The 12,980-nt window shown below is 44.2% G+C and carries 14 protein-coding genes; 12 read left to right on the top strand and 2 right to left on the bottom strand.

What is annotated here, in order from left to right; genetic code table 11:
• The first annotated feature begins 34 nt into the window (after positions 1-34).
• The 4 genes from E4K67_RS13565 to E4K67_RS13550 all read left to right on the top strand — a co-directional run bounded on the left by E4K67_RS13565 (position 35) and on the right by E4K67_RS13550 (position 3,385).
• Positions 35-751, top strand: a complete 717-nt coding sequence (locus E4K67_RS13565; RefSeq protein ID WP_135547536.1) for a FadR/GntR family transcriptional regulator — start codon at positions 35-37, stop codon at positions 749-751.
• Between the two features lie 198 nt (positions 752-949).
• A complete protein-coding gene (locus tag E4K67_RS13560) occupies positions 950-1,279 on the top strand; it encodes a hypothetical protein (RefSeq protein WP_135547534.1) in 330 nt (109 codons plus the stop codon).
• 111 nt (positions 1,280-1,390) lie between these two features.
• Positions 1,391-1,951, top strand: a complete 561-nt coding sequence (locus E4K67_RS13555; protein ID WP_158408474.1) for a hypothetical protein — start codon at positions 1,391-1,393, stop codon at positions 1,949-1,951.
• Between the two features lie 354 nt (positions 1,952-2,305).
• The gene (locus E4K67_RS13550; RefSeq protein WP_135547530.1) at positions 2,306-3,385 is read left to right on the top strand and encodes a 4Fe-4S binding protein; all 1,080 of its coding nucleotides are present in this window, start codon (positions 2,306-2,308) and stop codon (positions 3,383-3,385) included.
• Positions 3,386-3,387: 2 nt separating this feature from the next.
• Here E4K67_RS13550 and E4K67_RS13545 read toward each other — a convergent pair whose 3' ends face one another.
• Positions 3,388-3,654, bottom strand: coding sequence for a carboxymuconolactone decarboxylase family protein (locus E4K67_RS13545; protein WP_135547528.1), 267 nt, complete (start codon positions 3,652-3,654; stop codon positions 3,388-3,390).
• Between the two features lie 317 nt (positions 3,655-3,971).
• Here E4K67_RS13545 and E4K67_RS13540 point away from each other — a divergent pair, with 317 nt between their 5' ends.
• The 4 genes from E4K67_RS13540 (at position 3,972) to aroH (ending at position 6,750) form a co-directional block, all read left to right on the top strand.
• Positions 3,972-5,231, top strand: coding sequence for a BaiN/RdsA family NAD(P)/FAD-dependent oxidoreductase (locus E4K67_RS13540; RefSeq protein ID WP_135547527.1), 1,260 nt, complete (start codon positions 3,972-3,974; stop codon positions 5,229-5,231).
• 41 nt (positions 5,232-5,272) lie between these two features.
• Entirely contained in the window at positions 5,273-5,737 is a 465-nt protein-coding gene (locus E4K67_RS13535; RefSeq protein WP_135547525.1) for a hypothetical protein, read from the top strand.
• A gap of 209 nt (positions 5,738-5,946) precedes the next feature.
• The gene (locus tag E4K67_RS13530; protein WP_199242540.1) at positions 5,947-6,372 is read left to right on the top strand and encodes a HutP family protein; all 426 of its coding nucleotides are present in this window, start codon (positions 5,947-5,949) and stop codon (positions 6,370-6,372) included.
• Between the two features lie 3 nt (positions 6,373-6,375).
• Positions 6,376-6,750: a chorismate mutase gene (aroH, locus tag E4K67_RS13525; RefSeq protein ID WP_135547523.1), complete on the top strand. Its 375-nt coding sequence runs from the start codon at positions 6,376-6,378 to the stop codon at positions 6,748-6,750.
• A gap of 97 nt (positions 6,751-6,847) precedes the next feature.
• On the opposite strand, the gene cls is transcribed toward aroH, so the two are convergent.
• On the bottom strand, positions 6,848-8,383 hold the full coding sequence (gene cls / locus E4K67_RS13520) for a cardiolipin synthase (protein ID WP_243454462.1): 1,536 nt from the start codon (positions 8,381-8,383) through the stop codon (positions 6,848-6,850).
• Between the two features lie 576 nt (positions 8,384-8,959).
• Between cls and aroF the strand changes: the two genes are divergently transcribed.
• The 4 genes from aroF to E4K67_RS13500 are packed head-to-tail and all read left to right on the top strand — an operon-like array spanning position 8,960 to position 12,980.
• Positions 8,960-9,991 (top strand): 3-deoxy-7-phosphoheptulonate synthase, encoded by a 1,032-nt coding sequence (gene aroF / locus E4K67_RS13515; RefSeq protein ID WP_135547521.1) that lies wholly within the window; start codon positions 8,960-8,962, stop codon positions 9,989-9,991.
• Positions 9,985-10,887, top strand: a complete 903-nt coding sequence (locus tag E4K67_RS13510; protein WP_135547518.1) for a prephenate dehydrogenase — start codon at positions 9,985-9,987, stop codon at positions 10,885-10,887. Before aroF ends, E4K67_RS13510 begins: the two co-directional genes overlap by 7 nt.
• 51 nt (positions 10,888-10,938) lie before the next feature.
• Complete coding sequence (gene aroA, locus E4K67_RS13505) at positions 10,939-12,225, top strand: 3-phosphoshikimate 1-carboxyvinyltransferase (RefSeq protein WP_135547516.1); 1,287 nt, start codon at positions 10,939-10,941, stop codon at positions 12,223-12,225.
• Positions 12,222-12,980: an AzlC family ABC transporter permease gene (locus tag E4K67_RS13500; protein WP_135547514.1), complete on the top strand. Its 759-nt coding sequence runs from the start codon at positions 12,222-12,224 to the stop codon at positions 12,978-12,980. The genes aroA and E4K67_RS13500 overlap by 4 nt, the downstream gene beginning before the upstream one ends.

Genomic DNA, 12,980 nt, shown 5'->3' with positions numbered 1-12,980 from the left:
GTTTACAAGCAGTCGAACAAAGGAGAGAGTTAAAGTGCTATTAAAGCCAATTAAAACTAAGAAAATTTATGAACAAATTGTTGATCAAATAGGGTTACTAGTTGCAGAAGGGCAACTAAAACCTGGTGACCGTTTACCCTCAGAACGTGAATTAGTTGAACGGTTTCAAGTTAGTCGTGCATCTATTCGTGAAGCTATCAGTGCCCTGGAGATGATGGGTCTTATTGAAGTGCGCTCTGGAGAAGGGACATATATAAGACAGGTTAACATTGATTCTGTGGTTGCACCCCTCGCTTGGATGCTATTTATTGAAAAGGATGCGGATCTGGAACTTTATGAAGCTCGAAAGATTTTGGAGGTTCAGGCAGCGGGGTTAGCGGCAGAGAGAGCGCAAGACGATGAACTTAAGGATATGTTTGAAGCCTTAGAAGTCATGCGCATGGATCTTCAAATACAGCGTTTGGGAGAAGACGCGGATCATTTCTTTCATTATGCAATTGCTAGGGCTACACATAACAAGATCCTAATTCGTCTGATGAACACTATCTCAGATACTGTACGGAAGACCTTGATAACCAGTCGTAGCAAACTTTACGAAGACACGAACACGCCTGAGAAATTATATATAGAGCATTGTGCCATTTATGAAGCGGTTAAAAATCATGATGTGGAAAGAGCTCAGGAACTCATGCTAGATCACTTAGTTGGCGTTGAAACCCATCTAGCGAAGTCCTTATTGCTAGCTGAATAGAAGGAGCGAAACAGATCTACAAGGGAGATTGTGTTTTGAGTGCCATTATCAAAACAAGAAATCTCTTGTTTTTACAAAGAATTTTGTTTTTTGAAATAAGGGGAGTATTATTATCTATATAGGATTGAACGACCATCTTAAGGTGGGAAATAATGTTGATATCTGCTCTTAGTTGACTAATCAAAGGAGATGACTAGAATGGCGTTATCAGATGTTAAAGAAACCATTAAACAACATGAAATTGACAAGAAATTAGCTAAAAGACAATTAAGGATTGAGTATGCAAAAGGAGCCGTGATCGTATTCGTTTTTTTGGTAGGATTAGCGCTAGTTTCAAATTTAAATAATATTTACTTCGCAGTAAATTACGGTTTTGGCTCAAAGGAGCGACCTTGGTACAGCAATTTCGTACTTTTATTTAGCATTTTAGCTTACTTGGCATTGTTTGTCTCTGTGTACAAAAAACTTGGATTTAAGGTCACTGATAAAATTGATGATCTTAATACGATACTTGATAGTTTGGATTAATTGGATTATTAAATAGTAAGTGTAACTGTGAACAAAGAAGGAGTCCCCTAGAAACCCAGGGTTCAGTTGGTGAATAACTAATTGCCTTGTCCAAAGATAAGGAGTGTTAATATGTTTTTCCAAAGAAAGAAGGTTAGTCTAAGTACATTCATAAAGATGAGCGCAGATGAAGTACTAAAAGTTCCGCTGTATACGTATGAAGATTATTTAGCGATCGACCCAGATTCTGGATTATATCAAACGGAATTTGAAGAGTTTATTCGGAACTTCCATTTATTAAGACTATTACTCCTCTATGCGATGTTGGTAGACAGAAAAGTCAGAGGACAAATTAAGGTTTCTATGGAGGACTTAGCTAAGACCTTCATAGAAACCTTGAAATTATCATATCAAGATAATGAAATTGACAGTGATGAAGCACAGCGTCTTTCAGAAGTCTTTAGTTTGGAGTTAGATCATCTCACAAGTTTTATCGAGAACATACCTGAAAAGGACCTTTCAAAAAAAGGGTTTACTCCTTATACCTGCTTGTATGTAACTGCCAAGCTTGCTGAATCTTCAGAGAGAAGTGTCAAAAATGGAGTGTATATAGCCCTCATTAATACTCAGAGAATGATAATGAAAGAGTATTTTGAAAACGCCATTGAGAAGATTAAAATTGTGATGAAGTAATACTTGGTAGATTCGGCGGAAACGACAAGTTTCACCGGACTTTTAAACATATCGATTTTATTATGACCAATCTTTATAAAATGGTGTCGGTTTCAAAAACTGATGCCATTTTGCATTCCTACAACCGAGAAAAACAAAGGAAAACTCATCCTAGATGCCTGCCACTTTGATGAGTTTTCCTTTGTTCTGAAGTATCCGGCGGATTTATCATTATTTTTGATGTGCGTTTTTAAGATGTACTGCATTAAATTGCTTAAATACTGAAAATATGGGTCTGTTCAGTAATCCCTATTTAAGATGGGCGTTTTAGGATACAATAGTAACACAAGAAGAAAATGATAGTGAGGATAAGACATGACATGCCAAATGGTGTACCACACTGGAAATTGTCTAAATACGAAAAAACCGTTTGCCCGTGCTTGTAAATTGTGTATAGAGATTTGTCCGCATCAAGCCATCTCGGAATATCGGCAGTTAGATGCCAAACAATGTACAGAATGTGGGGCATGTATGGCCGTGTGCCCGAGTGATGGCTTTGTTGATCGGACGATGGGTAAACTTCATGATTATTTATTTAAGGAGAAAGATATCGTATTAAATTGTCCTAAGGCAATCCCCCAGGGCTTTGAAATTCCCTGTTTGGGGATAATAGACCGAGATGCTTGGATGCTTCTTATGCTCTTGGCGGAGGAAAAGTCCGTAACGATCATGACCGGAGTTTGTGCTGAATGCGAAGATCGTCTAGCGTGTGCAAACAGTGTTAAGCTGTTTAAAGAGGCTCATGCGGATTGGCCAGACCATGCTGCTATCAGCATACAAGTTCGGCCGGATGAGGGCGCAGATGAACTAGAAAAAAGAGAAGGGGCTAGGGCTGAAGTTCCGCGAGTTAATCTGACTGGTTGGAAGCAAATAGGTCGAGATAAAATCGAAGAATGGCTACCCAACCTAGCAGCTGAGGAGACGTATACTATACCAAAATCTCGGCAATGGCTTATTGAAGCGGTGGAGAAAAAAACAGATGGAAAAATACCGTTTCGTGCTTTGACTGTATCAGACTCATGTACAAGTTGCGGAGTGTGTGTAGCGATTTGTCCGCAGGGCGCGTTACAAAAGCAAGAAGATAGGAACCCAGACCAGACCGCAGAGGATCCTACTAAAGAGGAAAAGATAGTGTCGTTGCGTCTGATTTTAGAGCCCCAAAAATGTGTTCAATGCGGGCGATGTGTGGAAATTTGTCGGCCGCTTGCGTTGTCATTTAATCAAAAGTCGATGTCTCATCGTTTATTAACGGGTAAAATACTGATCCATGAAGGAAACCCAAGATATTGTATCAGGTGTGGCAAACGAATTTTTGATAATACAGACTTATGTTTGGCCTGTTCAACAAGTGATCCAGGTAGCCCAGGGTCTTTCTTCCCGAGTGCGAATGGATAAGGTTACTGGTGGCTACCACAACCACAGTGGGCATTGTGTACGTGTGCCGGTTTCTTAGGTTCACGCAAAAGTTGATCGACTAAATGTGTCACATGAGAAATGGGCTGTTCTTGAATAGCTTTAGCCAAAGCTAGAATTTCCTTGATTTCTTCCGGTTTTATGCCCAAGGTTAAGGCTTCCGTGATGGAAAGCCGGAGAGAGGCAAGTGCATTACATGCAACTGCTGCTGAAATTTGTGTCACAACGATTGTGCGTTGGTCAAGACTCATGATACATTCCTCCTAATGTTAATAAAAATTGGTACGTTGACTAGGATTTATTGTCAATATTAACATAGAAGCGTTCTAAGGGCAAAAGACGTAAGCCAATACCCAAACTTTAAAGAGGCGTGAGTGTGTAGAGCGAAGGAGATATTTGAGGAGCCGCCGTTCATGGCGGCTTCATGCTTGTACTAGTCAGAAAGTATAACTTTCAGTTATATACTTTCTGGAAGCATAAGTGCAACTAAGGCGATCGCCGGCGCCTGAAGGCTTGGCGCTAGCCAAGTTTTCTTTAAAAAAGCTAAATTAAGGAGAGATTAGACAAAATGAACGAGTATCAGGTTATTGTGGTTGGTGGTGGAGCGGCTGGTATGATGGCTGCTGGACAAGCAGCGAAAGCCGGTGCAAAGGTACTTTTGCTAGAGAAGAAGGAACGTTTGGGCCGTAAAATAGCGATCTCAGGGAAAGGGCGTTGTAATTTAACTAACGAAGAAAACGTTACAGATTTTATTAGCCACTACCCGGGAAATGGTCGTTTTTTACACGGCATATTGAGAGACTTTGATAACATAGCCTTACGGGCCTTTTTTGCCCGTTATGGAGTAGAGACGAAGGTTGAACGAGGAGGGCGAGTTTTTCCTGTCTCGGACGACGCCGAAAAGGTGGTTGAAGCCCTTAATGCCTTCCTAGAGGATAAGGGAGTCGAAGTACGCTCGGGAACAGCCGTGGAAGAGATTCTAGTTGAGAATGGCCATGTCAAAGGGGTTCGAGGGGCTGGCCAAAAACAATATTTAGCTCCAGCGGTAATCGTTTGTACAGGAGGGGCCTCTTACCCTGCTACAGGTTCAAACGGGGATGGGTTTAGGTTCGCCCGGAAACTGGGGCACAGTGTTATCACACCACGACCGGCTCTTGTGCCCCTGAAAACCTCTGAACAGTGGGTGAAGGAGCTTCAGGGACTAGCTTTGCGGAATGTAGAAGCCACTTTGTGGGTAGATGGAAAGAAGAAAAACGCAGAGTTTGGAGAAATGTTATTTACACATTTTGGGGTATCGGGTCCTATCATATTAACTTTAAGCCGCCAAGCTGGAGATATGCTTCGTGATGGTAAACAAGTCGAGTTGAGAATTAACTTGAAGCCCGCTCTTTCGGTAGAACAATTAGACACACGGGTCCAACGGGATTTTCAAAAGTATAGTAACAAGCAGTTCAAAAATGCTCTGGATGACCTCTTACCCCAAAGTATGATTCCGGTGATGATTCATCTAAGCGGGATAAACCCTGATGGTGTGGTGCATCAAATAAGCCGTGAAGAACGAAAACTTTTAGTAGGATTGTTGCAAAACTTACCAATGACCATTACAGAAACCCTTTCTATAGAGACGGCGATTGTAACGGCAGGGGGAATCGATATTAAGGAGATCAATCCAAAAACGATGGTTTCAAAACGTGTGGAAGGACTTTATTGGGCTGGAGAGGTTGTGGATGTCGATGGCATTACGGGAGGATATAACCTCCAAGCTGCGTTTTCAATGGGTTATAGGGCAGGTCGATCCGCAAGTGATTCTGTGCTTTCGATGGTCTGATTAATACCCCTTCTGCATAAACTCTTTTCGAGGTGGTGTACGTGCGTCGAAGAGAAAGCTTACTAGAATGGATGTGGAATACAGTTCAGCGGGGTGAACGCAGGATTATCCGGGTTATGGTTTTGGCGTCGGTGATTCTATTATTAATGCAGTTAAGTGTGCTCAGGGATCCGCTTGAATTTTATATGGCGGTTGCAGCTAAGGTAGAGGCTCCTCCTTTGGAACTACCTGTGCTTGCCGAATCGCACAAGACGTGGCAGTTAACTTTAAAGGCAACTCCGGCTGCCCCGGTCCGTGTGCTTCAAAATGGTAAAGTAATAGCCACATTAGCCAATGGAGAGCGGGAAATAACGGTTGAGACTGGTCAAATTCAGTTGGACGGGAGAGGTTTGCCTCAAGTGATTCAGGTTCAAGTTGTGAAAAAAGAGTCCCAATTAGTTGAACCTCGTAAGGATCAGATTGTCGTGATACAGGGGAATATTCAGAACCTGACGGTTAGACCGTAGTCTTGCAAATCACGCGTCGGCGTACTATAATTCAGTCGTCTATAGTTTTTCATAGTCATTCGAAAAGGAGGGAGTACGGTAGGACGGAAGTAAATAGTTGCCATAAGAACGGTGGAACGGTTTATAATAGAATTAAGGCATCAAGAAGGTGCCTTTTTATTCTATAGTGGTGGTACAACCTTCGAGATATATGAGGAAGGAAGAACGAGATGATGGCACAAAGCAAGAAAATAGCGCTCGCTGCCTTAAAAATGGCGATGACAGAGAGTCGAGAAGAAGAGGCCAACTTAAAAGAGTCATACCAACGGATTGGAGTCAAAACAGCAGCGGTAGATTACGGCGGAGAATACGTCAGCTCAATCCGCAAGATTGTAGAACGTGCAATAGTAGCTGCCAAACGTGAAGGAGCAATCCAAGAAACTCATGGAGATGAAGGCGCAGTAGCCGGTGCAACACGTGAGGCCTTAAGTCAAATTATGAATAAAGCCATGGGCTTGAATATTGGTGGGAAGATTGGAATTGCCCGTCAAGACGATCATTTAAGTGTTGCGATATTCTTTGGAATCGGACTCTTACATTTGGATGAGGTTGCGGTGGGGCTAGGACATCGTGTCGCGACTAAAGAAGGAGGTTAACAGATGGTTCGAGGAATTCGAGGTGCGACAACCGTAGATCATAATGATGCGACTGAGATAAGGGAAGCGACCCAGGAACTTTTACAAATGATCCTTTCAGAAAATGCACTGTGTACTGAAGACTTGGTCAGCGCCATATTTACGGTTACGTCGGATTTGGATGCGGATTTTCCGGCGTCTAGTGCACGTCAGATCGGCTGGGAGTTGGTACCGCTTCTTTGTGCGACAGAAATCCCTGTGCCCAGTGGACTCTCACGCTGCATCCGCGTGTTGTTGCACGTAAATACTACAAGTTGTCAATCGGAAATCAGGCACGTTTTCTTGCGCAATGCCATGGCATTACGCAAGGATCTAGTGAGGCAGGATAATAATTCATAACTTTCGATCCATTGACAGATTATGTTTTAGTTAACTAATATAAGACGTGATAGAATCGTGTAGCTGTTTTTTGCTGCACGATTTTCGTTTTAATTCACTACATCAGCGGAGCTAAGACACGCAGAATAGAACGCCCTAGCCTTTTGTACCATTTGACAGTCCGACAGTCTTCTATGGTAATGGGTTGACATAGCTCCAAGGTCTTAAGAAAATCCTCTTTGACTTCTAAAACACTTTGAGTCTGATAAAGCCAGACACCGCATTCAAAATGGAGGTACAGACTGCGATAATCCAAATTGATAGTTCCAACAACTGCGAACTCGTCATCTACCGCAAGAGATTTTGAGTGAACAAAGCCGGGGGTGTACTCATAGATTTTCACGCCACTTTCCACAAGGACATCATAGTTTGCTTGGGTCACAGCATGGACAAACCATTTGTCTGGGATATGCGGTGTTACAATTCGGATATCCACACTCCGCTTTGCCGCGGAGCAAAGGGCGGTCATCATCACATTGTCGAGAATGAGATAGGGCGTATTGATGTATACATATCGCTCAGCTGTGTTGATGAGATTCAGATAAACGGTTTCTCCTAAAGATTCATCATCTAAAGGCGTGTCGCTAAAAGGCTGAACATATCCGTCACAAACAAAAACTTTTGCTGGCCGTGTGGCTGGTTTGTACTGCTCATAGTCCTCACTGGTTTTCTTCTGGCTATTCCATAAAGATAGGAACATTACAGTGAAGCTCCAACTAGCCTCCCCCTGAAGCATAATAGCAGAGTCTTTCCAGTGTCCGTGTCTCGCATAAGCGTTAATATATTCATCTGCGAGATTGAGGCCTCCCGTAAAGGCTGTATAGCCGTCGATGACTGCAATTTTGCGATGGTCACGGTTGTTAACGCGAGTAGACAGAACCGGGATAAAGGGATTGAACACACAGCACTTGATTCCCATTCTTTCAAGTTGCTTAGCATACCCAGAGGGCAACGTGAGAAGGCACCCTACATCATCATACATGACGCGGATATCCACGCCCTGACCTGCTTTTTCTACGAGAATATCTAGTATGGCACTCCACATGAGACCTTCTTTGATGAGAAAATATTCTAGAAAAATATAGCGCTCGGCCTTTTTCAGTTCCTCCAGCAAACGTTCATACATTCGTTCGCCTGGTGTTAGATACTCTGAGGTCGTGTTTTGATAAACGGGGCAGTAAGAGTAGCTTTTGATATAGCGTGACTGATTGGCCGCATTTTTGTCCCGTATTTGAATTTTATTAATAACTACCTCGTTTTGGCTAAGTGACTGGTTCATCGTGTTTTGAATTATATGCACTTTCTTTTTGGAGCGCTTGCTCAATTTGTAGTCGCCAAACATAAGATATACAAGTCCTCCAAAGAGGGGAAAGAGCATAATAGGAATAATCCAGCCAATTTTATAGGCTGGATTGGTTTTGCCACTTAATATTCTCAGTAAGGCTAATACACTCAGAAATGTGCAAAAGACATAAAAATAAATAAAGTAGTTGTTAAATCTCCAAATGACCATCACCAAAGCAAATAGCTGTATCATGATTGGTACACCGACTAATACGACCCTATTAAATAAAAGTTTTAATAACTTCTTCACATTCTACACCCCTAATTGTGTTAGCTAGCAGATCAATGCGTTCAGTCTATAACTAACTATTACTAAATATAATATACTCTATACGATTACGCTACTTTATATATAGTATAAAGATATTAGCATGGTAGAAAACGGAGCAAAAGTGAATCGTTCAACGTGAGTTGCCTATCAAGGTCTCGGTGACGAAACCCACCGGTGCGATGGTCTCCAGTGGAGACGAGCTTGAGCCATTTTTCTTTTCGGCCAAAATGGGTTATAGGGGTTGTGAGGATAGCCCATTCTGTGGTAAGATAGTTTAAATTTACAGTTCAATGTTTCAGTATTAGTTCGCTATTAGTGGAGAAACTTAGCTTTGTATGGCAAAGCTATATGTAGGATGGTGGCGTGGGGTTCCTGTGGGTGCTTCGCGAAGGGCTCGTCTAAGATAAGTAGGATTGTAGGATGGGGGCGATTAAGAGTCAAGGCACCCTCTATTCAGGGTGTCTTTTTTGGCCCCCCTGTCACCATCCATGACCACAAAGTATAAACAACTAAGCTGATATTGATAAAGTAGTATGGTAGAAGGAGATGTAAAAAATGATTATTGTTATGAAAATGGGTGCAACGGTAGATCAGATTGAAGAGGTTTCCACACGGTTAACGGATGAGGGTTTCAAAATACATCTATCTCAAGGAGTTGAGAAAACGATAATGGGGGCTATCGGAGATCGCTCACGAATGGAAGCCCTTGATTTAGAAGCGTTGCCTTGGGTAGAAAAAGTCGTGCCTATTCTGGCTCCATATAAATTGGTTAGCCGGGAGTTTCACGCTGCTGATAGCATTATTCGGGTTGGGGGACAAGAGATTGGTGGTAATAAGATTCATGTGATGGCAGGTCCTTGTGCTGTCGAAAGTAGAGCTCAAATCTTGGAAACGGCGCATGCTGTACGCGAGGCTGGTGCGACCTTTTTGCGTGGGGGCGCCTTTAAACCTCGTACATCTCCCTATTCCTTCCAGGGCTTGGAGGAAGAAGGATTGCGTTATTTGGCAGAAGCACGTGACGAGACAGGTCTTTTAGTGATCACAGAAGTTATTGATGCGCAGGACGTTTCCTTAGTGGCACATTACGCAGATGTTCTCCAAATCGGTGCCCGGAACATGCAGAACTTTGTCCTCCTCAAGGAAGTTGCTAAATGCGGGAAACCAGTACTCCTTAAAAGAGGTCCCTCCGCAACGTTAGAGGAATGGATGATGGCTGCTGAGTACATCATGGATGGAGGAAACTACCAGGTGATGTTCTGCGAACGGGGCATCCGTACCTTTGAAAGCTATACACGAAATACTCTCGATTTAAGCATGGTCCCTGCTCTTCATGCCCTATCCCACTTGCCAGTCATTGTTGACCCTAGTCATGGAACTGGGAAGTGGCAATTAGTTCATCCTATGGCAAAAGCGGCTCTGGCTGCTGGAGCAGATGGCTTGATTGTTGAAGTACATCCACATCCAGAAAAGGCCGTTTCAGACGGAAAACAGTCCTTAACACCGGAAAAATTCGAAATCATGATGGCTGATTTGGCAAGGCTTTCTACCGCCCTCGATCGTCAGATGGGGGAAGTGAGTTCGTGTTAGACGGTCCAGAGGGTATTTTGACTCCGGGATGGTCAGGCCATCGCATTCCGAAGGCTTGTATCCTCGGCTTGGGTTTGATTGGTGGGTCCTGGGCAGGCGCCTTGTATCAGAGTGGATGGGAGGTTTTTGCCGTTGACCCGGAAAAGGCCAGTATTGATGAAGCTGTCTGTAGAGGATGGATTCAGGGAGGGTGGACTGAAATGCCCCCGTTTCTAGAGGTTGATTTGGTTGTTTTAGCTTTACCTCTTCAGATGTTGGCTAAGGGGTACGATCTCTTGCTTGGTAGGATTCCTAAGGGGACTATAGTTACCGATGTAGGAAGTATCAAAACTGAAATTTGCAATAAATCCCAAATGAATGTCCAAAATGGTTCTCGCGACTTCTACTTTGTAGGCGGTCATCCTATGACTGGTTCGGAACAGTCCGGGTTTGGCGCTGCAAATCCCAATCTTTTTCGCAATTATCCATATGTCTTAACCCCTGCAGGCGACTGTCCTCCCAATGTGGTTCAAAAGCTTGTAGCAGTTATTCAAGGATTTGGTGCCAAAGCTGTATTCCGTGAACCAAGGGATCATGATGTAGAGGTGGCAATGGTCAGTCATATCCCACATTTGTTAGCAGTGGCTTTGGCTTTGGCTACTCATGATGTTTCCCAAGAAGGCGGGGCGGCCTTAGCGCTAGCCGGACGGAGTTTTCGAGAGTTGACACGCATTGCAGATAGTTCTCCCGAAATGTGGAAGGAGATTATGGTGCGGAATTCCGATGCAATTCTCGGAGGGCTTACCCTTTGGGAACAAAGAATCCAAGAATTACGAGATAGCCTTCAGCGGGGAGATGGAGAGGCTATTGCTGAAGCCTTTCGAAAGGCTCATGTGGTTCGGGGATATATAAATTAAGTCGTTAGAACTTTAGATCTATTTAATCTATGACTAAGGGAGGTATATACTATGCGAGGCGTGTTTATAAAGCCAGTCTCTGGCGTGGAAGGAGAAATCCGAGTTCCGGGCGATAAATCTATATCACATCGGGCGGCTCTCTTGGGAGGGATGGCTCATGGAGATACCCATATTTCGAATTTCTTATTGGGTCAGGACTGTTTAAGTACGCTTCGTTGCTTGAAACAATTGGGAGTCCCTTCGGAAAGAGAGGGGACGGAGGTTTGGATTCACGGCAAGGGAATGGAAGCTTGGACTGAGCCAACGGATGTATTAGATGCTGGTAATTCAGGAACGACGTCGCGGTTAATGCTTGGTGTCTTGGCTGGAAGCCCTTTCACAGTCACGATGACTGGGGATGCGTCCCTTAGGTCTCGACCGATGAGGCGTGTCACCGACCCGCTCAAGCTGATGGGTGCACAGATTATGGGACGCCTTGGCGGTAATTTATTTCCCCTGACGATGAGCGGCGGTCAGTTGCAAGGACAAACCTTCCGGACAACGGTGGCTTCAGCCCAAGTCAAATCGGCTATCATCTTGGCGGGATTGAGAGCGAGTGGAGTAACGACAGTGGAAGAACCAGCTCTTTCTAGAGATCATACTGAACGAATGCTCAGGGGGTTCGGAGTTGAGGTCTTAAGCGAGAAGACCGCGGTAAGTGTGCACGGGGGGGGGCTCTTAACAGGTCAGGATGTTTCTGTCCCAGGTGATATTTCATCTGCCGCTTTCTTCCTCGTCTTAGGAAGTCTCGCAGGAAGTGGCGAGATAATTCTGCCCAATGTCGGAGTTAACCCGACTCGTACAGGAATACTAGACGCACTTATAACCATGGGCGCGGATATCGAGTTGATCGATGTTTTGGAAATCTGTGGTGAGCCTAGGGCAACGTTACGTGTGCGTCCAGCTAAGCTTAGGGGTATCGAAATCGGAGGGGACATGATTCCGCGACTGATTGATGAAATCCCCATTCTGGCGGTGGCCGCATGCCTTGCGGAAGGAGAAACCGTCATTCGAGATGCTGCAGAACTGAGAGTCAAGGAAAGCGACCGTATCAGTACAGTGGTTGAGGGATTAAATGCTCTGGGGGCCAAGGTCGAAGAACTTCCAGATGGATTGCGTATCCATGGGCAACCCTCCTTGCGAGGTGGGCAGGCGAGTAGTCTAGGAGATCATCGATTGGCCATGGCGTGGGCAATCGCCGGAATGCTATCGAAGGAAGGGGTCAGCGTAGAAGACATGGCAGCAGCTGATGTATCATATCCTGACTTTATGGCCGTGATCAAGAAGGTCGCCCAATGACCAGCGGAACATCCCTAGGAGTAAGTCGGGGCTTCAGATATGGGCTGCAACAATCATTGACAATTGTGATTGGGTACGCGCCAGTAGCTGTAACCTTCGGAATTTTAGCAACACAGTTCGGACTTACTTTTTGGGAAGCCGGCCTGATGTCTTTCTTTGTCTATGCTGGTGCGGCACAGTTCATAGCGATTGAAATGATTCATCAAGGAGCTACCATTTGGATGATTGGCTTAACCACCCTAATTCTTAATATTCGCCATGTTTTGATGAGTCTGTCCGTCGTTCCCTTTTTCCCAGAACGAACGATTTTTTGGTCATTAGGGTTGGCACAAGGACTTACCGATGAAACGTTTGTGCTTAATACGAGGGTTTTAAAGGAAGTGGCCGGCGAAGAAAATCGTCGCCGGGTCATGTTGGGGATTAATTTAGGCGCTTTTTCATCTTGGTTCATTTTTACGATCCTGGGTGCTGTGATTGGCAAATGGTTGCCTATTCAGTTTTCGGGTTTCCAATTCGCACTTTTAGCATTGTTTATTATTTTGACAACCACGTCTTTGTCTCGAAAAAACTATATAACTTACCTCCTAGCAGCAATACTTGCAGTTGTTTTGAAAATGCTTATCCCTGGAAAAATCTATCTGATTTTGAGTGTGGCACTTGCAGCCGGAATTGGGGCATGGTGGCGTGGGAAAAAGATTCCACTGCCAATCGATCAGCCAGGCATACTACAAACGCATAATAGAGAAGGAGGGTAA

This window comes from Desulfosporosinus fructosivorans, from assembly GCF_004766045.1.
In the GTDB taxonomy this organism is placed as follows: Bacteria; Bacillota; Desulfitobacteriia; order Desulfitobacteriales; family Desulfitobacteriaceae; genus Desulfosporosinus; species Desulfosporosinus fructosivorans.
This window is presented reverse-complemented; position numbering and strand designations above follow the sequence as displayed.

Bases quoted from the DNA above. Each gene is read 5' to 3' on its own strand.
- E4K67_RS13560 (WP_135547534.1), top strand. From the start codon at position 950: ATGGCGTTATCAGATGTTAAAGAAACCATTAAACAACATGAAATTGAC.
- E4K67_RS13555 (WP_158408474.1), top strand. From the start codon at position 1,391: ATGTTTTTCCAAAGAAAGAAGGTTAGTCTAAGTACATTCATAAAGATG.
- E4K67_RS13550 (WP_135547530.1), top strand. From the start codon at position 2,306: ATGACATGCCAAATGGTGTACCACACTGGAAATTGTCTAAATACGAAA.
- E4K67_RS13545 (WP_135547528.1), bottom strand. From the start codon at position 3,654: ATGAGTCTTGACCAACGCACAATCGTTGTGACACAAATTTCAGCAGCA.
- E4K67_RS13540 (WP_135547527.1), top strand. From the start codon at position 3,972: ATGAACGAGTATCAGGTTATTGTGGTTGGTGGTGGAGCGGCTGGTATG.
- E4K67_RS13530 (WP_199242540.1), top strand. From the start codon at position 5,947: ATGATGGCACAAAGCAAGAAAATAGCGCTCGCTGCCTTAAAAATGGCG.
- aroH (WP_135547523.1), top strand. From the start codon at position 6,376: ATGGTTCGAGGAATTCGAGGTGCGACAACCGTAGATCATAATGATGCG.
- aroF (WP_135547521.1), top strand. From the start codon at position 8,960: ATGATTATTGTTATGAAAATGGGTGCAACGGTAGATCAGATTGAAGAG.
- aroA (WP_135547516.1), top strand. From the start codon at position 10,939: ATGCGAGGCGTGTTTATAAAGCCAGTCTCTGGCGTGGAAGGAGAAATC.
- E4K67_RS13500 (WP_135547514.1), top strand. From the start codon at position 12,222: ATGACCAGCGGAACATCCCTAGGAGTAAGTCGGGGCTTCAGATATGGG.